The organism is Marinobacter sp. LV10MA510-1, from assembly GCF_002563885.1.
In the GTDB taxonomy this organism is placed as follows: domain Bacteria; phylum Pseudomonadota; class Gammaproteobacteria; order Pseudomonadales; family Oleiphilaceae; genus Marinobacter.
The window spans coordinates 3767026-3788745 of the sequence record NZ_PDJA01000001.1 but is presented as its reverse complement, the minus strand read 5'-3'; the positions used below and the strand labels follow the sequence as shown (position 1 = coordinate 3788745).

Below are 21720 nucleotides of genomic sequence, written 5' to 3'. Positions count from 1 at the left end.
GGACAGCAAATCAGGTGCGTGATCGGCGATAAAGCACGACGCCCCTTAAAACTAAAAAAATAACATCGAGGATTGTAATGATGCATCTACCTAAACAACTGGCAATAAGCTTGGTGGTAGCGTCCAGCCTGATTGCTGCAAGTGCAAACGCGCGTCTGCCCGATGAAACAGTCGGTAGCACAACTCTGTCACTGCCTGACGATCACCGCAGCTATATGGTGGACTTCGAGTTCAACAACATGGTTTCCACACGTGTCGTTGTGATCGATCCCGACAATCAGAAATATCTCGGGATGCTTCCGACGGGACACGCGGCCCCTGCTACGCTTTCCCGAGATCGAAAAACAATTTTTACCGCTGACTTCTTTTATACCCGTTACGTGCGCGGGGAACGCACGGATGTATTAACCGCGTGGGATAGCCAAACGTTGTCGCCAAAATGGGAACTCGAAGTATCCAGCAAACGCGCGTTTACCCTCACTGAGCGCTTTTCACTTGCGACCAGTGCTGACGACAAATTCGTCTACATATACAACTTTACGCCGTCTACATCGGTGACAGTCGTGGACACCACCAAACAAGAGATGGTTAACGAAATCGCGACTAACGGGTGCATTCTCAACTACCCCGTAGGTGATCGACGATTTGCATCCCTGTGTGGCGACGGATCGCTCCAGATGATTACGTTGAACGACAATGGTGAGGAAGTAGATCGGACCAGAACCACGTTTTTTGATCCGGATGCAGTCAAGCTGGTTGAAAGGGCAACCGTTGTTGGTGAGATTTATTACTTCGTGACGACATCAGGTGAAGTTGTGCCAGTCGACCTATCCGGAGACGAGCCGAAGCCATTACCCCGCTGGTCACTGGTCACCCCGGAAGAACTGGCTGAAGGCTGGGCACCGGGTGGTTGGCAGATGCTGGCAGCGGCACCGGCTCTAAATCGACTTTACGTTCTGATGCACCCAGACCACGAGGCTTATAAATGGGAAGACCCAAGCCAGATTATCTGGGAGTTTGATCTGAAAACCGGCGAGAAAATCGGAACCCTGGAATCGCCTAACCTCATCTGGAGCCTGAGCGCCACCTCCGATGACAAGCCTCTTCTACTTGGTGCAAATATTGAAGGTGGGCTGGAGATATTTGATCTCTCTACAGGCGAACACAATGGAACAATGGCAGGCGTAACCAAAACGCCAACGTTGATATTGAACCACTGAGAGGTGACACGATGATAGATCCTATTATCAGTACATCGGCTGCTTTGGCGCTGAGCGTTATATTCGCCAGTGCTGCCAGTCATAAAATCAGGCACCCCAGCTGGTTTCGCCGGCAGGTGCGCGAGTACGAGTTAATTCCGGGGTTAATGGTGCCAACTGCGGCGCTGGCCCTGCCTGTCACAGAGCTGGCGGTTGCCGCCGGACTGTTATGGAGTACCAGCAGGCCTTACGCCGGCGTTCTGGCATTTTTGCTGATCAGTCTCTACGCCCTGGCTATCGCTATTAATCTGGCGCGGGGCCGCAAAGACATCGACTGCGGATGTTCCGGCCCGGCAATGCGACAACCCCTACAGCCCGCTCTGCTCGTTCGCAATCTGCTGCTGGCCGTCATTGCTTTGGGCGCACTCTTACCCATGCTTGACCGGCCTCTGGGCCTGCTCGACAACTTTGTCATTATTGCAGCGGGAACCGTGCTGGTTCTGCTTTACACAACGACAGATCTCTGGATTGCCAACCGTTCGTTATTACTAAAATTGTCAGGAGAAAAATAAGATGCAAGCACTCGTCATTTCAAACATTTTGCTTTGGCTACTTTTGATAGCCAGTGCTTTAGTGCTGCTTGGCCTTATCCGCCAAATAGGCGTTTTGCACTCACGAATCGCACCGGCCGGCGCACTGATGCTCGATAAGGGCGTTGAAGTGGGTCAACCTGCTCCACACGTCACAGCAGCAGACCGTTTCGGACGCCCGATCAACATCGGCTATGCCGGTGAACGGTCGACTCTTTTGTTTTTCCTGTCACCCACCTGTCCCATCTGCAAAACACTGCTGCCGGCCATCAAAGCCATCAGCCGGTCTGCAAAAGATCTGGATGTTATTTACGTTAGCGATGGCGATGCCGACGCGCACGACAAACTCATATCCCAAGCGGGTCTTGAAAAGTCTACCTATGTTGTCAGCCCTGAAGTGGGCATGACCTATCAGATTGGCAAGCTACCGTATGCCGTGCTGATTGATAAAGCTGGAACGCTCAAAGCCAAGGGTCTGGTCAATTCCAGAGAACACCTGGACAGCCTGTTCGAAACCGAATTACTTGGTTCATCAACACTTCAGGATTACATAAAGGCCCAGTCTGAATCCCCAAGCATTCACACGCCATCCTGATTAGGAGAAGAATAAAATGAAATTTCTTGATCGTTTTTTCGAACGCTCGTCACGCCACGTCGCCAATACAACCGGGCGGCGCCAGTTCATCGCAAAATTTGGAACTTTTGTGGCCTTGGGCGTGGCCGCCCCAGTCCTTCTCCCAATCGACAGAACAAGTAAAGCACTAGCTGCCGGACTGCCATCAGCCGGGGACCCAGGTGACCCCAACAGTTGCGATTACTGGCGCTATTGTTCTGTTGACGGGTTTCTATGCAGTTGCTGCGGCGGCTCGGTAACCAGCTGTCCGCCAGGAACAGAATCTTCGCAAGTCACCTGGGTGGGCACTTGCCGCAACCCCGCCGACGGAATCGACTACATCATTTCCTACAATGACTGTTGCGGCAAGCACAGCTGCGCTCAGTGCGCGTGTACACGCAATGACAGCGAAGAGCCCATGTACCGACCTTTCAACAACAATGATATTAACTGGTGCCTTGGTACCAGCAGCAGCGTTTATAACTGCACAGTATCCGTTATTCGGGGCGTGGCGTCCTGAGGAGCATAACAATGCGCTCGATATTCTATGTGTTGGCTTTAACCCTGATCGTCGCCTCCCCTTCGGGGGAGGCACGGGTTATTCCCGACCCTGACCAGAAACCCGCGCCCGGCAACGAAGCGCGCCAGACACCCCTGCACCTGGCTAATTATTCACCGTCGGTGAACTATCAGTTGCAGTGCCTGGGCTGCCATCTGACGAACGGCGAGGGCGCGCCTCGTCACGATATCCCTATGATGAAAGGCTTTGTCGGGAACTTCCTGAAGGTAGAAGGAGGCCGGGAATTCCTGATACAGGTTCCGGGCGCTTCGCTGTCGGCGCTTAACAACCAACAGTTGGCCGAGCTGCTTAACTGGATGCTTAGAGACGACGGAATAGCCGGAGGAAGTGCCCCTAAAAACTTCAAACCCTATACTGAACAGGAGGTCGAAACTAACCGGGGTGTGATGATCAAAGACCTGATTGGGCACAGGCAGAATCTGATCGAACAGATAAGGAATCTGAACATAGAAATCCCCGCAAGCGTCATTCAGTAATTTGACATGTGCCCTTTCAACCCAATTCAAGGTGCAATCACGCCTTAAATTGGGTTTCAATGATCAGTTAGGACCTGATTGATACAGAACACATCAGTTCTAGCCGGCTGGGTGAGGTGGACAATTTCGCCCGCAAGTCCCTCATCAAGCTTGGCGCTCCACTTCCTGACGCACGGCCATTTCCTCGCGACGTGCCGCACCGAAATACGCCAGTGAGCCTAGCAGGCCACTTTTCATGCGTCCATGGGCGCTGATCACTGCAGTACCTTCACACCACCGAACGAGAGCGAGAGATTATTAATTTCGAGGATATTGGACATTATTCCCAACAGATCTGTAAATTATGATTGTTTTTATTTTAGTAAACGCCAGAGCACTTTACTGAACGAAAGTTAATGTAACCCAGTTGTATCGTAAAAACCAAGGCAGTGTGTTCTATAGTGATGCAAACACTCTCGGCGACGGAACCCACCACCATGACAGACAGCCCCCTAATCTCCACATTTAATGAACACACTGGCGTAGCCACCCTGACATTCAATCGCCCTGACGTCCTCAACGCCATCAACGTACCCATGGCCGAGGCGTTCCTGGAGACGGTGAAGACACTAAGTGAGCAACCAGGATTACGTTGCATTGTGTTGGTCGGTGCCGGAAGAGCATTTATGGCCGGTGGCGATGTCGCCAGCATGGCCGGCACCCCGCAACAGACCCAAGACTTTATCAATGGATTGCTGTTGCCACTCAATAAAGCGATTCTTCTGCTACGGAGCATGGACGCGCCGATCATTGCTGGTGCAAAGGGCGCCGTCGCGGGTGCAGGGCTAAGTCTCGCACTGATGGCCGACGTCATTGTAGCGGAGGAAAACGCACGGTTTCTTATCGGTTACAACGGCATAGGCGCGGTGCCGGACTGCGGCGGCACCTGGTTTTTACCGCGCAAAATTGGCACTGCACGGGCCACGGAAATGATGCTTCTCAATCGCCAGCTCAATGCAACTGAAGCCAAGAACTGGGGCTTGTTGGCCGAGGTTGGCTCCCCAGATTCTTTTGAAGAGCTGCTGGCGACGATTGCAAAACGTGTTGCAAGCGGCCCGACAAAGGCCTTTGGTGCCTTTCGACGACTTGTTGACCAAGGCAGTGGAAGATCACTGGCCGAGCATCTTGAAGCTGAGCGCCAGGCATTCCTGAAAGCAGCGGAGACCGACGATTTCAAGGAAGGCGTCCGCGCTTTTACAAGCAAACGGCCGGCTAAGTTTACTGGTAACTAGCCGAGTGCCCGCCTGCCATGATGATGCCGGTAGCCCGCTGCTTACTTCATTAAGCGAAATCTTCTCTGAGCTTTCGTTTCAGCAACTTGCCAGCAGTATTCTTTGGCAGCTGTTCCGCAAAGTGGATATGCTTTGGCAATTTGAAGCTCGCTAGCCTGGTTCGTGCGTAGCTCATCAAAGCTTCTGCGTCTTGCGGATAACCTTCTTTGACCACCACTATGGCGCAGATGGCTTCAATCCATTTCTCATCCGGCACACCGATGACCGCAACCTCCGCAACAGATTCGTGCTGGTAAAGAGCTTCTTCCACGTCGCGACTGGCTACCAACACTCCGCCGGTGTTCACCACATCCTTGATGCGATCAACAATATAAATGTAGCCCTCATTGTCCTGATAGCCCAGATCGCCGGAATGGAACCAGCCGTTTTTGAAGGCTTCCGCTGTGGCTTCAGGTTTGCCCCAGTAACCCACCATCAGTTGCGGCGAGCGGTGAACCAATTCTCCGTGTTCCCCGGGCTTGCAGTCTTTACTGGTAACCGGATCGACAATGCGGGTCATCACAGTTTGCATGGGGCGACCGGCAGAAGACGGTCGGTCTGCGTGTTCTTCTGGTAGCAACACCGTCGCCAGCGGGGCGATTTCACTTTGGCCATAACAGTTGTACAGGCCCGCACCGGGCAGTTTTTCGCCAAGCTCTTTCACTATCTGGCCAGGCATGATGGATGCGCCGTAGTAGAGCTTATCCACATGTTGCAGTTTGCCCGGGTTGAATTGGGGATGATGCAGCAGGGCAATCCACACGGTAGGCGGCGCAAAAAAGGCGTTGAGTTGATCGCTGGCCAGCAGCCCGAGAATGGCGTCCGGTGTCGGGGTGTTGATCATCCGGCTGTACCCGCCACTCAGCAGCATGGGCATGGTAAATACATGCATCTGCGCCGAGTGATAAAGCGGCAACGCGGCGAGTGAGCGGTCGCTGGCCCGAATGTTCAGATGGTATTGGCAGGCGGCATAATGCGTCATCAGTGAACGATGCGTATGCATGGCGCCTTTGGGGTCGGAGGTGGTGCCAGAGGTATAAAGAATCTGCACCAGGTCTGTATCACAAAGCTCCAAATCCGGTGCTGTGTCTTCGCCGGCCTCAAGCGCGAATGCCAGCGCGTCGTTGGTGTTGCCGCCGTGCAGGCTGCCGTGAATGGCAACCTCGGTTGTCTCCCGGATCGCATCGACTTGTGATTGCAGATCCAGGTCGGCAAACAAGGCCTTGCAGCCAGACTGATTGAGCGCGTAGGTAAGTTCGTGGCCAATCAGCGCGTAATTGAGTGGTACATGAATCAACCCGGCTTTGGTGCAGGCGAGCCAGAGCAAAACGTAGGCATCTGAGTTTTTGCCATAGGTACCAACGCGGTCGCCTTTTTCAAGGCCGAGCCCGATCAGACGATGGGCCAGCCTGTTCGAAGCTGCGTGAATCTCTGAGAACGTCCAGTTGCGGTCGTCAAACGCCAGTGCAGTGCGGCTGCCATGGGTGCTTGCAGAGCGGGCAAAGGCGTCTCCGATGGTGTTGCGCAGAGCCCGCTGGATACCCGCCGATACGGAGCAGGAAGCGGAGGTGCCAGAGTTGTTCATGCATCTACCTCTTGAATTGTTGTTATTTCGTGCGTGCCGGCATTAACTCAGAGAAGCAGGCCTCGCGGGAATGATCGGTCAGGTCAAAAAAATTGACCCAATCAGACAGCGAGATGTTGATAACTTGCCGGTCACCCTGGCCACTGTGACGGGGGTTTGCCAGTCCAACGTTTGAAAGCCCGGCAAAACGAGGCGGTTTCCGAAAAACCAACTCGCTCACTGACGTCCGCAACACTGAGGTTTTCGGTCATCATCAGTTTAATAGCGTACTCCTGTCGCAAAGACGTTTTGATCTTGCGCAGGGAAGTACCTTCTTCTTGAAGCTTGCGCCCAATGCTTCGGGGTGTCATGTGCAGAAACTGCGCAAGCTCATTCAGGCTCGGCATATCGCCCATGTTTTGCCGCGCCAGCAGCGCTCGAATCCTGTTGCGCAGGCTTTCGTCATGATTTGGGCGATGCAGGATGTAGGCAGGCGCTTCTTTAAGGAACGTTATCAGCTCAGCCTCACTGCGCGTAATGGGCAGCTGCAGGTACTTTTCGTGCAGGTAAAAACCGCAAACAGATTCATCAAAATGCAACTCGGTTGGGAACATGGCCCGATATTCTGCAACGTGAGGCGGCGCTGGATAATTGAACTGCGTGGTGGCAAACGGAATCTGCTGATCCACCAGCCAGCATGCGAGTCTTTGCCACATAAGCAACAGGAACTCTTGCAGCATGTGGTCAGTATCCTGACTGGCGTCTTCAAGGCTCAGGCTGAAAAACATCAGTTTGTTGGGGGTGCTTTCATCCAGGCTGATGTCGATGTTGTCGCAGGCGATTTTGAAAAAGCGTGCGCTTTTTCTTAGCACGGCGCCAAGGGTCGCAGAACCGAGACAGTAATCTGTCATCAGCGCGAACGTGCCGTTTTTACAGCGTCTGGTGGATAGCCCCATGAACTCGTCGCGTGTTGCCCGCCATACCGTCTTTATAAGCTGGGTAAGTTGTTCTTCGGTGATTAGCTGTTCTGGGTTCTCAAGCCACGCCGCCGGCACACCCGCGCTTGCCAGCAGTGTTTCGCGCTGAAACCCCTGACGTTCAGCACCCCGAATAGATGCATGAAGGTAGTGGTTTGCAATATGGGCTCTGGGCTGAGAATTAGGCATGGCTGGGGCGGTTCAGGTGCGTAATGTGTCAATTTTTTCGGCTTGTGCGGCCATTCTCGTTAAGCAGGATAACCCTTTAAATGGGTGCCTGCCTGATTAATCAGATTTACGACGGGGTTATGTATGTCCGGACATCATCAAGATACTGAGCTTTTTCGCTCCATGATCAACCGAGTGCTCGACAAAGAAATCGCACCCTTTTACGAGCAATGGGAAGAGAAGGGCGTCATTCCGCGCGACGTGTGGCGTACCCTGGGGGATGCTGGAATGCTCGGTATCGACATGCCGGAGGAATATGGCGGTGCGGGGGCGAGTTTTGAAATCTCACAGTTGGCAATTGAGGAAATTGCCCGCAAGGGCTTTGGTGGCCTCGCCTCAGGGTACAATATCCACGCCAATATCGTGATGCCTTACATTCTGCACTTAGGTTCGGAAACTCAGAAACAGCGTTATCTGCCGGATATGATCAGCGGCCATCTGCTCAGTGCAATCGCTATGACCGAGCCGGGTGCCGGCAGCGACCTGGCTGCTATGCGCTCCACGGCACAACGCACTGATACCGGCTACGTGATTAATGGCTCGAAAGTGTTTATCACCAACGGTTTGCAGGCAGGGCTGGTCATTGTGTGTGCAAAAACCGACCCTGGGGCCGGCGCCAAGGGCGTGTCGTTGTTCTTGGTGGATACGAACTTGCCCGGTTTTTCCCGTGGCAAAGGCATCCGCAAAATCGGGCAGCACGCCAGTGATACCGCCGAGCTGTTTTTCTTGGATCTTGTGGTTCCCCACGATGCTTTACTGGGTGAGGAGGGGCGCGGGTTTGCCTACCTGATGCAAGAGTTGCCGCGTGAACGCCTGGGGGTTGGCGCGCAGGCGGTGGGGGCGACCGAGGGCGTGTTAGCGATCACTCTGGATTATGTGCAGCAACGTCACGCTTTTGGTCAGAGAGTGGCTGACTTTCAAAATACCCGGTTTAAACTTGCAGAAGCCCGTGCACGGCTGGAGATGGCGAAAGCCTATCTGAACCAGTGCACGACCAAATATCTTAAAGGCGAAATGGGGCCAACAGACGCCGCTATTCTGAAGTTGATGCTCACCGAAATGCAGTGCGATATCGCCAGTGATTGTCTACAACTGTTTGGCGGCTACGGTTATACCGTTGAGTATCCCGTATCGCGATTTTTTGTGGATGCGCGGGTACAAACAATCTACGCAGGAACGTCTGAAATCATGAAAGAAGTGATTGCCCGTTCCATGCTGGGCAAATAAATTACCCGATCTGCGGATTTTTACCGATCTAAAACCTGAGGAAACAAAAGATGAAATTGACCGATGTAGTTATTCTCGACGGAGCACGCACAGCCATAGGCAGCTTTGGCGGAAGTTTAAGCTCGATGGGCCCGGCCGATCTGGGCACTTGTGTGGCAAAAGAGGCGATCAGCCGTTCAGCTGTTCCCGCAGAAGACATCGACCATTCCGTTTTTGGTCATATTATTTCGACTGGCCCGGCAGATGCCTACGTAGCGCGCCATATCGGTCTTAATGCCGGTCTGCAGAAAGGTTCTGCGGCGTTCAATGTAAATCGTCTCTGTGGTTCCGCAGTGCAGTCGGTTATCAGCGCCGCGCAGATGATTATTATGGGCGACAGCCAGATTGCATTGGCCGGTGGCGTCGAAAGCATGAGCCAGGGTGCTTATGTTCTTCCCAGTGTCCGCAAGGGCTTGAAGATGGGCGACGGGAAAGTGGTCGATATGACCCTGGGCATTCTCAGCGACCCGTTTGGCAGCGGTCACATGGGCCTGACGGCTGAGCGTATTGCCCAAAAGTATGGCCTCAGCCGTGAAGATCTGGATGTGTTTTCGGCGGAAAGCCATCGTCGTGCCAACCACGCTATTGAGAGTGGCTACTTTAAAGAACAGATTGTGCCTGTGGCCGTAAAACAGGGCCGCAAGGAATTCATCTTTGAGCAGGACGAGCATGTACGTGCAGAGACCACTGCGAAAAGTCTTTCTGGCCTGAAACCAGCCTTTGCTAAAGATGGCATCGTGACACCAGGCAATGCGTCTGGTCTTAACGACGGTGCGGCCGCCATGATACTGACGAGCGCAGCAGAAGCCGAAAAACGCGGACTTAAGGCGCGCGCACGTTTGGTGGGTTATGCCTTTGCTGGGGTGGATCCCGGTCTAATGGGCCTTGGCCCGATCCCGGCTGTGCGTCGGGTGCTGGAGCGGACCGGCCTCAGTGTGGCAGATCTGGATGTAATTGAATCCAATGAAGCGTTTGCCGCCCAGGCGCTTGCGGTCAGCAAAGAGCTCGGTTTGCCTGCAGACAAGGTAAATCCGAACGGCGGCGCTGTTGCGCTGGGGCACCCGGTAGGTGCTACAGGCTCGATCCTCATCATCAAAACCCTCGCGGAGCTTGAACGCACGGGCGGTCGCTATGGCCTGATTACCATGTGTATCGGCGGCGGTCAGGGGATTGCACTGATTGTTGAAAGCATCCGATGATGCGGGCAGTTTGATTTCTTTTTAACGCTGAACTGGATACAGTTTACGTTAACGGAAATATTTTTTGGTTCTGGTTCTGGTTTTAGTTCGGGATCAGCCCACGAAACCCATGGTCTTTGCGGTATTGCGGTAAGCTGCGCTGGTATCGGCCCGGCGGCTTACAGCGCGTCCAAGACGCATCATCACTTGAGGAAAATTACAATGAAAAAACTCGGTTTGAATACACTGGTGCTTGGCCTTTCCCTATCGTTGGGTAGTACGGTTTTTGCGTCTGAATTTACTGACATGGATCCGATTACTCTGCGTTTGGCTCACGTGGTCAACGAACAGGATGGCTTTCATATTGCAGCCGTCAAATTTCAGGATTTGGTAGCAGAGCGAACCGAAGGTGCGGTGAACATCGAACTTTATCCTAACGCTTCGCTAGGTGACGAGCGCACCCTGCTGGAAGGTATGCAAATTGGCACCGTTGATATGGGCGTGATCACCAACGGCCCGGTCGCTAACTTTGTCGAAGAAATGGCGGTTTTTGAGCTGCCGTTTTTGTTTCCTTCACCGCAAGCCGCTTACGATGTGCTCGACGGCCCCATTGGTCAGGAACTGCTCGACAAGCTTTCCGAGGTCAACCTGAAAGGCCTGGCCTACGCCGAACGTGGCTTTCGTAATTTGACCAACAGCGAGCGCCCGGTCAACACACCAGAAGACATGGAAGGCCTGCGCATTCGCGTAATGGAAAATCCGGTGTATGTGGACACCTTCCGCGCACTGGGTGCTAATGCCATTCCGATGGCGTGGACGGAAGCCTTAACCGCCATGCAGCAAAACACCATTGATGGGCAGGAAAATCCCGTGAATGTAATTCATTCCTTCAAGCTCCACGAAACCCAGGATTATATGACCCTCTCGCGGCATACCTACGCCCCGGCCATCTTCGTGATGGGCATGCCGGTCTGGAATAAGCTTCCAGAAGCGGCACAGGCTGTGGTCGTCCAGGCAGCCCAGGAAGCCGCCGAACATGAGCGCCGGGTAAACGCCGAGATGGAATCCCAGCAACTGGCCGAACTGCGCGAAGCCGGCATGCAGATTAACGACACCCCAGATATAAAGGCTTTTCAAGCCGCCGTGGTGCCGGTCTATGCAAAGTACGGTGAGAAGTTCGGTGATTACCTGCCACGCATTTTGGAGGCGCTCAAATAAGTGACTACCAAAACTCAATCGCTGTTAAAGCCGCTAAAGCGAATTGAGCGCGGGCTGGATGCAATCATCCAGCCCGTGGTGTTTGCGGGTATGGCAGCGCTGATTGGCGTGATTACCCTGCAGATTATCTCCCGGGTGCTGTTCAGCGCGGTCGGCTGGACCGAAGAGGTCGCTCGCTTTCTGCTCGTGTGGATTACTTTTTTTGCAGGCACCCTGGCGTTTCAGCGTGGCCGGCACATCGCCGTAACATTTGCTGTGGACGCCCTACCCGTGCACCTGCGACAAGCCGCGCGTATTGCCGGCACCCTGGCGGTATTGGCTTTTATGGTGGCACTGGTGGTGATCGGCTATCGTTATATGCAAGTTCAGAGCTTTCAGAAATCGGCTTCCTTAAGGCTCTCCATGACCTACGTTTACGCCGTGATTCCGCTCTGCGCGGCCGTGATGAGTTGGTACGCTTTCGTCGATCTATTGGAGCTTTTAATAGATGGCGAGCGTCGTGAGGAAACCGCTCCATGACGCTGCTCCTGTTCGGGCTGTTTTTCGCGCTGATGCTGCTCGGTGTACCTATTGCCCTGGCGATAGGTGCCAGCACCATGATCGCGCTCAGCCAGGCCGGGGTACCTTTAATGGTGGTCACCCAGCAGATGTTTCAAGGCATCAATTCCTTTGCTTTGGTGGCCATTCCCATGTTCATTCTGGCCGGCGATTTGATGGCCCAAGGCAAAGTGAGCGAGAGACTCGTTAATTTTGCCAACTCTCTGTTCGGCTTTCTACGGGGCGGCTTATCGATAGTCTCGGTGATGGCAGGGATGTTCTTCGCAGCAATTTCAGGCTCCGGGGCGGCGACCACGGCGGCAGTAGGAGCAAGTTTGGTGCCGGAGTTACGCAAAAAAGGTTATGACCCCGCGTCTGCTGCCAGCCTGATTGCCGCAAGCGGTACCATCGGAGTGGTGATCCCGCCGTCAGTACCCATGATTATTTATGCAGTGATTGCCCAGCAATCGGTATCTGAGCTGTTCCTGAACGGCTTTTTGCCGGGGCTAGCCATGGGGCTGGGACTGATGGCCATTGCTATTACCCAAGCCTACAAGCGCCAGTATCCCAAAGGCACGCCTTTCTCTCTGGCCACCATCTGGCGCACATTAAAAAGCGCGAGTTGGGGGTTGATGACGCCCGTCATCATTCTGGGGGGCATATTTTCGGGAATCTTCACGCCCAGCGAAGCCGCAGTGGTGGCGGTCAATTACGCGTTGCTGGTCTCGCTGTTCATTTATCGCGACTTAAAGCTGCCCGATGTGTATCGCATCTTGATTCGCTCGGCGATTACCACCTCGGTGATCATGCTTGTGATTGCCACCTCGGCGGTGCTGAGCTGGACGCTATCCAGCTGGCAGGTGCCCGGCGCTATTGCTGAAGCGGTGCTGTCTATCTCCACCAACCCTTACGTGATCATGCTGTTAGTGGTGGGCATAATCCTGCTGACCGGTGTATTTCTCGAGACTGCCAGCGCATTGATTATTCTGACGCCGGTTTTGCTGCCGCTGGTTATTCAACTGGGAATTGACCCGATTCATTTTGGCCTGATCATCGTGGTCGGGTTGGCGATCGGAATGATCACCCCACCGGTAGCGATCAACCTTTATGTGGCTTCCTCAATCACGCAGCTGCCTTTGGAGCGCATCACTCGGGCAATCATCCCTTACTTGCTGGGCTTGATCAGCGTGCTGCTAATGATCGTGTATATTCCTATTCTGGCCGGCTGGTCAGGGCCTTACATACCCAAATAAGCCTCGCGCACTTTTTCGTTGCTCAGCAATTCCCGGCCGGAACCTTCCACCACCACGCGGCCGGTTTCCAGTACGTAACCACGGTCGGCCAGCGCCAGCGCTTGAGAGGCGTTCTGCTCTACCAAAAAGATGGTCATGCCTTCGTTTTTAAGCTCTTTGATGATATTGAAAATTTCTTCAATAATCAGCGGTGCAAGCCCCATGCTGGGCTCGTCTAGCAGCAACAGTCTGGGCTTCGCCATCAGCGCCCGGCCCATGGCCAGCATCTGCTGCTGACCACCAGACAGTTCACCTGCCAGGTTGCGACGCTTCTGGCGCAGTATGGGAAACTTCTCGTACATGCGTTCGATGTCGTCTTCCACTTCAGGGCTACGGCCACGGGTGTAAGCTCCCAGCAGCAAGTTGTCCTCAACGCTCAGATCTTTGAACACCTGTCGGCCTTCAGGCACCTGCACAATGCCGCTGGCAACCCGCTGATCGGTCGGTATCTTTAGCAGGTCTTTGCCTTCAAAGGTAATGCTGCCAGCGTCTGTCGGTTGCAGCCCGGAAATGGTCATCAGCAGTGTCGACTTGCCGGCACCATTGGCGCCCACCAGTGACACAATTTCACCGCTATTTATGCGAATATCAACGCCGTGGAGTGCTTCAATCTGGCCATAGGAAGTCTTCAGGCCCTTGATCGTGAGCATTTCCTCGGTAGCGTGCTGAGCTGTTCGCCGTGGTGCGTGGCGCAACCCCAGTCCACCCAGGCGCTCCGGTGTATAGCTTACGATACGGTGCCGTAGCTCACGGAATTCATCCCGCACCCGCTCGCCAAACAGCGGATCATTGGCCTGGTCACGGGATTCGGTAATCAGCCGCCAGTCGTCCTCACTGAGGAGCTTGCGCGCCCGCGGGATAACCACGCCTTCCTCTTTTTTAATGTGCTTGCGCAAGGCTTCGGTAAACCGTGCCAGCGCATGGCTAAATTCCTCACGGCCGTCGGGCCAGCGCTCCATGCACGCCATCAACAGATGACGCAGCTCGTTGATTTTCTGGTCACCAATCACGTAACCATGAGCGAGCTTGTCTAGCAGCGGCTTGGTTTCCGGTGACTTTTCTCCCAACAATCGATACAACACGATCTCAGCAAGGGAGCTGTGAACACGTCGGGCGAAGTGCTGAATGTAGTCGAAAATATTGTTATACAGCGTTTCATCAGGCTGCTGTTCGTTGATGTTCATATCGTGCTGAAGCTGGTCCAGAAAATCCAGTATGCGCCACAGAGCCTGGTGTTCCTGCACGATGGTACTAATGGCCTGCACACTAAAACTGTCTTCAGGCGCTGTGTTGGTCGGTGTTTGTGTCATTGTAATTATTCCTCGCTCCGTTTAACCGCCCAAGTAAGCTGCGATCACGTCCGGATTAGCACGAATCTGTTCCGGTGTGCCTTCCGCCAGCACACGCCCGTAATTAAGCACCAGTAAACGGTCCGAAATGTTCATTACCAACTTCATGTCGTGCTCTACCAACATTACAGTAATGCCTTGCTCGGCAATCTTGCGGATCAACTCCTCCAGTGCGGTAGTTTCCACCGCATTCAAGCCAGCTGCGGGCTCATCCAGAAGAATAATTTTCGGCTCTGCCGCCAACGCGCGGGCAATCTCCAGTCGTTTCAGCGCACCGTAAGACATTGCTGAAGCCTCGGCATTGATGTACTCGCCACAACCCACAAACTCCATCAGTTCAGCCGATTTAGCATGGGCAGCTTTTTCACCCCGGGTCAGCGCCGGCAAGCGGAAAAGCGTGGTCAACAGATTGCTTTTCAGGGTCAGGTGACGGCCCAGCATCACATTTTCGATCGCTGTCATATTCATGCAAATCTGCATCTGCTGAAAGGTGCGGCACATACCCCGTTCCGCTAGCTGACTGGGTTCCAGTTTTGCGATGCTTTCGCCGTTCAGCTTTACGTCGCCCCCCGTGGGCGTGTAGAGACCGGTAATCAGGTTAAACAGCGTGGTTTTACCAGCGCCATTCGGCCCAATTACTGAATACACCTGCCCCGCGTCTACCGCGAAACTCACGCCTTCTACAGCGTGCACACCGCCAAACGCCTTGGACAGGTTGTTCACTTCCACCAGGGCCGTCATGCGTCACCTCCGGCAGACTTTGCGCGTCGTTTTGCAAAGAAATTGGCGATCGTTGGAAGCAGCCCTTTGGGCATGAAAATCATCGTCAGCATCAAAATCAAACCAAACAGCACCATCTCAAACTCTTGGAAATCGGCCAGCACTTGCGGCAGTAGCTCCAACACCACGGCGCCAATGATTACGCCTATGGTCGAACCCATGCCGCCCAGCACCACCATCGTGATCAACAAAATGGAAAACTCGAAGCCTGCCACTGCGGGCGTTATAAAGCCCTGAAAATGCGCGTAAAGCGCACCCATCACGCTGGCGTAAACCGCCGAGATGACAAACACCAGGCTTTTATACTTCGTGGTGTTAACACCCACCACACTGGCTGCAACCTCTGAGCCGTGTACCGAGCGCAGTGCGCGACCAATAGGCGAGTCAATCAGGTTCTGTGCCAGCCAGACGGCTACCAACAGCACCACACCGGCAAACAGGTACCAGGCCAGGTCACCGCTGATGTCCATGCCAAACAGGGAGTACTGCCCAAACGGGCTGAGCTCCCAGCCAAACACGTCAAAAGCAGGTACCGGCATACCGTCAGGTCCGCCAGTAAGCTCCCGTTCATTATTCAGAATAATGGCAATAATGAAGCCCACGGCGAGGGTCGCCATAGACAGGTAGTGGCCTTTCAGGCGCAAAATTGGGCGGCCGACCACCCAGGCAATAATGCCCACACCAATAGCGCCAACAATCAGCGCCGGTATGGCAGACCAGCCATAATTGCTGGTCATAATTGCGCTAAAATAGGCACCCAAACCAAAAAAGCCGGCGTGACCCAGGCTGATCTGGCCGGCAAAGCCTACCAGCAGGTTAAGTCCCACTACGGCACCGGCGATCAACGCGATTTGCGTGGCCAGGCTGTAATGAAAGGGGTTGGAAATGAACAAGGGCAAAGCAAACACCACAATGGCCAAAAACACCAAGCCCTTCAAACGGAATTCAGAGAGTTTCGCTATCATCACACCCGCTCCACAACTTTGGCGCCAAACAGGCCCCGGGGCATGAAGAACAACACCAGTAGAATCATTGAAAAGGCCACCGCGTCTTTGTAATCAGACGACAGATAGCCCGCTGCCATGGCCTCAACCACGCCCAGTGCCAGACCACCCACAACGGCGCCCACGCCACTACCCAGGCCGCCAATGGCCGCTGCCACAAAGCCTTTCAATCCAAGGATGATGCCAATATCGTAAGAAGTGAACGTAATGGGAGCGACCACAATGCCGGCGATTGAACCCAACAGGGCAGACACCATGAACGCCAGCATTAACACCATCTGAGTACGAATACCCACCAGGCGGGCGGCGTCTTTGTTCATGGAAGTGGCAAGAATCGCTTTACCGGTCATGGTGCGGGTGAAAAAATACACCAATACCGCTACCAGCACCGCACCCACGCCCAGCACCCACAAACTCTGGCTGTTCAGTACAGCACCGAATACCTCAATCGGTTCGTCGCCGCTGAAGTTAGGCATCACGTGGTACTTTTTGCCCCACACCAATTGAGCCAAACCACGGATAAAAATAGACGCGCCGATGGTAATAATGATCAGCGTGACAACGTTCGCATCTTTTGCCGGCGCAATCGCCAGGCGCTGCAGGGCAATACCCATCACACCCGCAAGAACAACCGCCAACACGATCGCAAGCAACATGGGCACACCCATGGCCGTCAAAGACACGGTGGCCATACCACCAATCATCAAAAACTCGCCTTGGGCGAAGTTGATCACATGACTGGCGTTATAAATAAGGGTAAAGCCCAAAGCGATCAGGGCGTAGGTAGCACCAATGGTGATACCGGTAAACAGGTACTGCAGAAATTCAGAGAACATAATCGGGTCCGCTCGCGCAGCGGCCGGCTACCGCCCCGAAAGGCGGATGCCAACCTATGATACGGATGAGAAAGGTTTAGTTGACCAACTTCCAGCCACCATTCTGGACTTCCAGAATGCGAAAGGAATCAGCAGCAAGGCCGTTATGGTCATCGGCAGACATATTGTAGGTGCCTGTTACGCCCACGTGGCCCTGAATACTTTCAAGGGCGTCGCGCACGGCTGCCTTATCTGTGGTGCCGGCTTTTTCGATGGCGGCTACGGCCAGCATCAAGCCGTCATAGGCATAGGCGCCAAAAGTGGACACCTTAGCGTTCCAGCGAGCTTCGTATTCGCTTTTGTACGCTTCTACGATCGGTTTCTGAGGGTCGGATTCCGGCAGCGAGTCTGGAACCAGCAAAGGCGATGCGGGCAACCTCAGGCCTTCGGCGCTATCGCCGGCAAGTTCGAGAAAACCGTCAGAAGCAACACCGTGGGACTGGTAAAATGGCAGATCAATACTCAGCTGGGCGTAGTTTCGGGTAACAATGGCAGGGCCCTGCCCAAAACCGAAGTTCAGAATGGTTTGAACACCGTCGGTACTGCGGATATTGGTCAACTGCGCGGTCATGTCGGTGTCTGAACCACCGTAGGTTTCATCTGCCACAACCTCAATACCGCCTATCTCTTTGGCCACAGCAAGCGTTTGTTCACGACCGGAACTGCCAAAGCCACCGGTACCGGAAATCAGACCAATTTTGGTCAGGCCCCGGGATTTCATGTCGTTAAGAATACGTTCTGCCGCCATCCGGTCAGACTGCGGCGTTTTGAATACCCACTTCTTCACCGGCGTTGTAATAACCGTAGCGCCTGCCAGCGAGATAAAAGGAATCTGGGCCTGCTCAATCATCGGCACAGCCGCCATGGTGGCACCTGTGGTACTGCCGCCCACAATGATGTCCACGCGGTCTGAACGAATCAGCCGGCTTGCGAAGTTACGGGCTTTAGAGGCATTGCCAACGTCATCGTAATGAATCAGCTCAAGCTGGCGGCCAAGTACTCCGCCTTCTTTATTAATCTTCTCAACGTACATTTCGAGGGTTTTTAGCTCTGGGTCGCCCAGAAAGGATGCAGGGCCGGTGACTGACAAAAAAGATCCGATACGGATGGGATCGGCAGCCTGGGCACTCATCGCCAGCAGTCCAGCCGCTGTGATGGCTAAAAATTTCTTCGTATAACGAGCCAGTGTTCCATTCATTGTTTTTTTTCTCCACAGAATAAGGTCGGAACCATTTTGTTTTATATGCGATTGATTTACCGACTATTACAACAAGTTTTCAAGACAGAGTTGAGCATTTTCGTATCACTTAACCCCACCTGGAAGCCTCTCTCATTAATGCTATATGCCCGCTATCTTGCTTCAAAAACAGAGCTTACAACACTCCACTAGCAGAATACGATACCAACAATATGTGCAATTGGAAAATATTGTATCATTACGTCGGTGTCAACTGCGGCGCTCGTACTGGCCGCTTTTTTTCGATTATCACCTGTAGCTTAGATGAATGCTCAGAAAGTGCGCGATGATGACCTGGCCCGCCGCCTTTACCTGATGACGCCGGAGAGATAAGGTTCATTCCTCGTACTATTAAGCACTCTGATGGCGCCGAACGCTGCCAGAAAACCTTCTAAGAGAAGAACATGTCAGCAAAAAGTCAGCTTGCCAGTCTGATACAGGAATTTCAGCAAAAACGCCCGGTACGTGCAGGTTCTCTGATCATTACCATTTATGGCGATGTTATCCACCCGCGCGGCGGTAATGTGTGGTTAGGCAGCCTGATGAAGCTGGTCGCGCCTATGGGCATCAACGAGCGCCTGGTCAGAACCTCGGTTTACCGGTTGGTGCAAGACAGCTGGTTGCAAATTGAAAAAGTGGGTCGCTGCAGTTATTACAGCATAACCGGGGACGGTCTCCGGCGTTTCCGGCAGGCGTTTGAGCAGGTTTACAGCATTGGTGATGACGACTGGAACGGCGGTTGGTGCCTGGTGTTGCTAAATCAGCTCGAACCCGACCTGCGTTTAAAAGTACGCGAGGAGCTCAAATGGCTGGGCTTTGGCAATCTGTCGCCTGCCATCATGCAACACCCGCGCTTCAAGCCCGAGCAATTAACCCCGTTATTGCAAGATTGGGGCGCCTCCGATGACGCCATTGTGATGCAAACCCACCCCATAGAACCGCGGAATTCAAAAGCACTGCGCAGGCAGGTTAAAGAAAGCTGGGATCTGGACGAGCTGGGTTTGCGCTACAAACGCTTTCTGGAAAAATTTCGCCCGCTGTGGAAAGAGCTGAACCATAACGACAACCTCACCCCCGAAGACTGCCTGGCCGCACGGCTTTTACTCATTCACGAATACCGAAAAATATTGCTGCGCGACCCTTTACTGCCTGATGAGCTGTTGCCCAGTGACTGGGAAGGGCGCAGTGCAAAGCAGCTGTGCCGAAATCTTTACATAGCCATCTATGCGCGCTCGGACCAATTTCTGGCCTGCAACCTGGAAAATGCATCCGGCCCGCTGCCTGCTTCGGGGGCTGGGTTCTATCGCCGCTTTGGGGGGTTGGATGTGCACAGCTGACGCCTTCTACCCTTGCGTTAGGAGCCATAGGGTCAGCTTGAAATGCCACTTTCGGGTTAACGCGAACAGCCAAAGAAAATAGACGATAGTCTAATAAACAAAAAATAGTTATTGAATTATGTACGCTTGGTAACTAACTTAGTGCCCGAGTCTGACAACAATAAAACAATATGTGGAGTTAACAACAATGCAAAGCAACAAATTAAGAATCGCTATCCGTGCGACTGCGGCCGTGGCTGTTTTGACAGTGGCCGGTCAAGCCAATGCGTTAACACTGAATGTCGGTGATGATGTTGAAGCCAGTCTTTACGGGTATGCCCGCCTGAACATGAGTTACGATTTGAACGGTGAACGCGCTGTCTCAACCCGCGCAGGCTCATTTGCTCCTTCCGCCAATGAAGACGTGGAAGGCCATTTTGGCGCCGACGTACAGCAGACCCGTCTGGGTGTTAAAGTTAAACACGCCTCTGGTGTTGCCATCACGGTTGAAGGTGACTTTCGCGGCAGCGGCAGCGGCCCGGGCAGCCTCAGAATGCGCCACGCTTATGGCGAGTACAATGGCTTTATGGCCGGCCGCAACTGGTCCAACTATTTGAGCTTTGTTGGCAACACGCCAACACTGGATTTTGACAGCCTAGCCGGTACTGCAGGCTCGCAAGATCGCGCTGAGCAGATTCGTTACACCACTGGCCCTATGTCTTTTTCTCTTGAAGATCCTAGCAGCCAAGGTGTCCGCGATTATGATAGAGACACGGCGGGTGCTGCAAAACTTGACCCTGTTAGTGGTCTCACAACACCCAAAGCCAACTCCAACGGCCGGACGTCTATGCCTGCGTTCACCGCACGATTTGAGGATTCGAGTGGCAACCTTTCATATTCTGCAGCAGCCGTCATTAATCAAATCACTGTCGATGATGGTGTCAATGATGATAGCGCATTTGGCTACGGCGCATTTGGCGCACTGAAACTGAAGCTAAGCGATATGTTTTCGGTACAGGGTGCAGTTAACTACACCGACGGTGCGAGCGGATACTTATGGCGCTCTGGCTCGAACTACTACGGCGACAGCGCTTACCTAGACGGTAACAATGTTGAAACCATCAAAGGTTATGGTGGTTCGGTTGGTGTTAGCATGGATCTGGGGGGTGGCCGTAGCGTCAACTTGGGCTACGGCATGACCACGCTGGACCTAGATGATGCGGTTAAAGTCAATACTGGCATGACAACAACAGCCGAAACCAACCAGAACGTGTTGATCAACTACATGTGGACCCCCGTCAAGAACGTAATGATGGGTGTTGAATACGGTTACCTGGATCAGGAATCTCAAGGTGGCACGTCTACAGACGCTAACCGCCTGCTGTTTGCAGCGCAGTACAACTTCTAAAAAGATCGCTGGTCACTGACTAGAAAACCAGATGCCCCGCCCTGTGCGGGGTTTTCTGTTTCTGGCGATCGCTAAATCTTAACCTTGATTAAACACCCCGTCACACCATTGCCTGGCATCGCTCTCTGAAAACTCAAGATCCGTTGCCGCACCGCCGTTGAACTCGTGCCACTGAAGCAAAAATTTCCGTTTCACCACGGTTAGCACCGGTATCCCCGCTTCCAACAATTGCAGTAATTCGGCACGGCAACCTTTGCCGTCAATCTCCTGCTGTCCAAAACGATTCACAATGGCCAGCCTGGGCGGATTATTCAGTGCCCTCCGCAAAACGCTGGTTGCAGCCGCCAGGCCAGACGGATCCAGGCAGCAGGATTGCGATTCTTTGCCCAGATTCTGGGCGATGGAGTATTCCGTGCCGGTTTCCACATCCTGCACCGCCATGGGCTCACGGCGCAGGCCCTGGTCATTCAGCGCCATGGCCAGGCCCGCCACGCGAATGCCTTTACGGTTGTAATGATTCGCCAGGCTGTGCAGCAGCGCGTCTACGGGCTGGCTGTCGTTATCATAGATAATCGCCGCCAGCTGAAGTTGTTGTGCCATTGGAACCGTCCTGAGGCGTTCACAGGTGTTTCTACCAACAACACCTGTGTTGTAAAACACAAAAGGGGCGCAGATTGCTCTGCGCCCCAACGTATCACCAGTGTACTGGCTTGCACCGCCAAA

Annotated in this window: 21 protein-coding genes and 1 pseudogene; 13 read left to right on the top strand and 9 right to left on the bottom strand. The window is 53.6% G+C overall.

Going from position 1 to position 21720, the window contains the following annotated elements:
- Positions 1 to 80 precede the first annotated feature (80 nt).
- The 6 genes from ATI45_RS18280 to ATI45_RS18255 all read left to right on the top strand — a co-directional run bounded on the left by ATI45_RS18280 (position 81) and on the right by ATI45_RS18255 (position 4729).
- Entirely contained in the window at positions 81 to 1220 is a 1140-nt protein-coding gene (locus ATI45_RS18280) for an amine dehydrogenase large subunit (RefSeq protein WP_098421040.1), read from the top strand.
- 11 nt (positions 1221 to 1231) lie between these two features.
- Entirely contained in the window at positions 1232 to 1771 is a 540-nt protein-coding gene (locus ATI45_RS18275; RefSeq protein ID WP_098421039.1) for a MauE/DoxX family redox-associated membrane protein, read from the top strand.
- 1 nt (position 1772) lies between these two features.
- Positions 1773 to 2384, top strand: coding sequence for a methylamine dehydrogenase accessory protein MauD (gene mauD, locus ATI45_RS18270; RefSeq protein WP_098421038.1), 612 nt, complete (start codon positions 1773 to 1775; stop codon positions 2382 to 2384).
- 16 nt (positions 2385 to 2400) lie between these two features.
- Positions 2401 to 2922 carry a methylamine dehydrogenase light chain gene (locus tag ATI45_RS18265; RefSeq protein ID WP_098421037.1) on the top strand — a complete coding sequence of 174 codons (522 nt, stop codon included), beginning with the start codon at positions 2401 to 2403 and terminating at the stop codon, positions 2920 to 2922.
- Between the two features lie 11 nt (positions 2923 to 2933).
- Positions 2934 to 3458 carry a cytochrome C gene (locus ATI45_RS18260; RefSeq protein ID WP_098421036.1) on the top strand — a complete coding sequence of 175 codons (525 nt, stop codon included), beginning with the start codon at positions 2934 to 2936 and terminating at the stop codon, positions 3456 to 3458.
- Between the two features lie 476 nt (positions 3459 to 3934).
- Positions 3935 to 4729: an enoyl-CoA hydratase/isomerase family protein gene (locus ATI45_RS18255; RefSeq protein ID WP_098421035.1), complete on the top strand. Its 795-nt coding sequence runs from the start codon at positions 3935 to 3937 to the stop codon at positions 4727 to 4729.
- Positions 4730 to 4778: 49 nt separating this feature from the next.
- Here the strand turns inward: ATI45_RS18255 and ATI45_RS18250 are convergent, their stop codons facing one another.
- Positions 4779 to 6353, bottom strand: coding sequence for a fatty acyl-CoA synthetase (locus ATI45_RS18250; RefSeq protein WP_098421034.1), 1575 nt, complete (start codon positions 6351 to 6353; stop codon positions 4779 to 4781).
- 131 nt (positions 6354 to 6484) lie between these two features.
- Positions 6485 to 7498, bottom strand: coding sequence for an AraC family transcriptional regulator (locus ATI45_RS18245; RefSeq protein WP_098421033.1), 1014 nt, complete (start codon positions 7496 to 7498; stop codon positions 6485 to 6487).
- Positions 7499 to 7621: 123 nt separating this feature from the next.
- Between ATI45_RS18245 and ATI45_RS18240 the strand changes: the two genes are divergently transcribed.
- From ATI45_RS18240 to ATI45_RS18220, 5 genes are all read left to right on the top strand, one after another.
- Positions 7622 to 8764: an acyl-CoA dehydrogenase family protein gene (locus ATI45_RS18240; protein WP_098421032.1), complete on the top strand. Its 1143-nt coding sequence runs from the start codon at positions 7622 to 7624 to the stop codon at positions 8762 to 8764.
- A 50-nt stretch (positions 8765 to 8814) separates the two neighbouring features.
- Positions 8815 to 10002 carry a beta-ketothiolase BktB gene (gene bktB, locus ATI45_RS18235; RefSeq protein ID WP_098421031.1) on the top strand — a complete coding sequence of 396 codons (1188 nt, stop codon included), beginning with the start codon at positions 8815 to 8817 and terminating at the stop codon, positions 10000 to 10002.
- Between the two features lie 201 nt (positions 10003 to 10203).
- Entirely contained in the window at positions 10204 to 11199 is a 996-nt protein-coding gene (locus tag ATI45_RS18230) for a TRAP transporter substrate-binding protein (RefSeq protein WP_098421030.1), read from the top strand.
- Positions 11200 to 11718 (top strand): TRAP transporter small permease, encoded by a 519-nt coding sequence (locus ATI45_RS18225; RefSeq protein WP_098421029.1) that lies wholly within the window; start codon positions 11200 to 11202, stop codon positions 11716 to 11718.
- Complete coding sequence (locus ATI45_RS18220; RefSeq protein WP_098421028.1) at positions 11715 to 12989, top strand: TRAP transporter large permease; 1275 nt, start codon at positions 11715 to 11717, stop codon at positions 12987 to 12989. The genes ATI45_RS18225 and ATI45_RS18220 overlap by 4 nt, the downstream gene beginning before the upstream one ends.
- Here ATI45_RS18220 and ATI45_RS22855 read toward each other — a convergent pair.
- From ATI45_RS22855 to ATI45_RS18195, 6 genes and pseudogenes are all read right to left on the bottom strand, one after another.
- Entirely contained in the window at positions 12974 to 13678 is a 705-nt protein-coding gene (locus ATI45_RS22855; protein ID WP_228736062.1) for an ABC transporter ATP-binding protein, read from the bottom strand. The genes ATI45_RS18220 and ATI45_RS22855 overlap by 16 nt on opposite strands.
- A 210-nt stretch (positions 13679 to 13888) precedes the next feature.
- Positions 13889 to 14338, bottom strand: a pseudogene (locus ATI45_RS22850) (hemerythrin domain-containing protein); the annotation flags it as partial.
- Between the two features lie 21 nt (positions 14339 to 14359).
- On the bottom strand, positions 14360 to 15118 hold the full coding sequence (locus ATI45_RS18210) for an ABC transporter ATP-binding protein (protein ID WP_098421026.1): 759 nt from the start codon (positions 15116 to 15118) through the stop codon (positions 14360 to 14362).
- Entirely contained in the window at positions 15115 to 16122 is a 1008-nt protein-coding gene (locus tag ATI45_RS18205; RefSeq protein WP_098421025.1) for a branched-chain amino acid ABC transporter permease, read from the bottom strand. The genes ATI45_RS18210 and ATI45_RS18205 overlap by 4 nt, the downstream gene beginning before the upstream one ends.
- Entirely contained in the window at positions 16122 to 16997 is an 876-nt protein-coding gene (locus ATI45_RS18200) for a branched-chain amino acid ABC transporter permease (protein WP_098421024.1), read from the bottom strand. Before ATI45_RS18200 ends, ATI45_RS18205 begins: the two co-directional genes overlap by 1 nt.
- A 76-nt stretch (positions 16998 to 17073) precedes the next feature.
- Positions 17074 to 18234: an ABC transporter substrate-binding protein gene (locus ATI45_RS18195; RefSeq protein WP_098421023.1), complete on the bottom strand. Its 1161-nt coding sequence runs from the start codon at positions 18232 to 18234 to the stop codon at positions 17074 to 17076.
- 443 nt (positions 18235 to 18677) lie between these two features.
- Between ATI45_RS18195 and paaX the strand changes: the two genes are divergently transcribed.
- Together paaX and ATI45_RS18185 are read left to right on the top strand one after the other, a co-directional pair.
- On the top strand, positions 18678 to 19610 hold the full coding sequence (gene paaX, locus ATI45_RS18190; protein WP_098421022.1) for a phenylacetic acid degradation operon negative regulatory protein PaaX: 933 nt from the start codon (positions 18678 to 18680) through the stop codon (positions 19608 to 19610).
- A gap of 187 nt (positions 19611 to 19797) precedes the next feature.
- The gene (locus tag ATI45_RS18185; RefSeq protein ID WP_098421021.1) at positions 19798 to 20997 is read left to right on the top strand and encodes a DcaP family trimeric outer membrane transporter; all 1200 of its coding nucleotides are present in this window, start codon (positions 19798 to 19800) and stop codon (positions 20995 to 20997) included.
- 78 nt (positions 20998 to 21075) lie between these two features.
- Here ATI45_RS18185 and ATI45_RS18180 read toward each other — a convergent pair whose 3' ends face one another.
- Entirely contained in the window at positions 21076 to 21597 is a 522-nt protein-coding gene (locus tag ATI45_RS18180) for a DUF2478 domain-containing protein (protein ID WP_098421020.1), read from the bottom strand.
- Between the last annotated feature and the right edge of the window lie 123 nt (positions 21598 to 21720).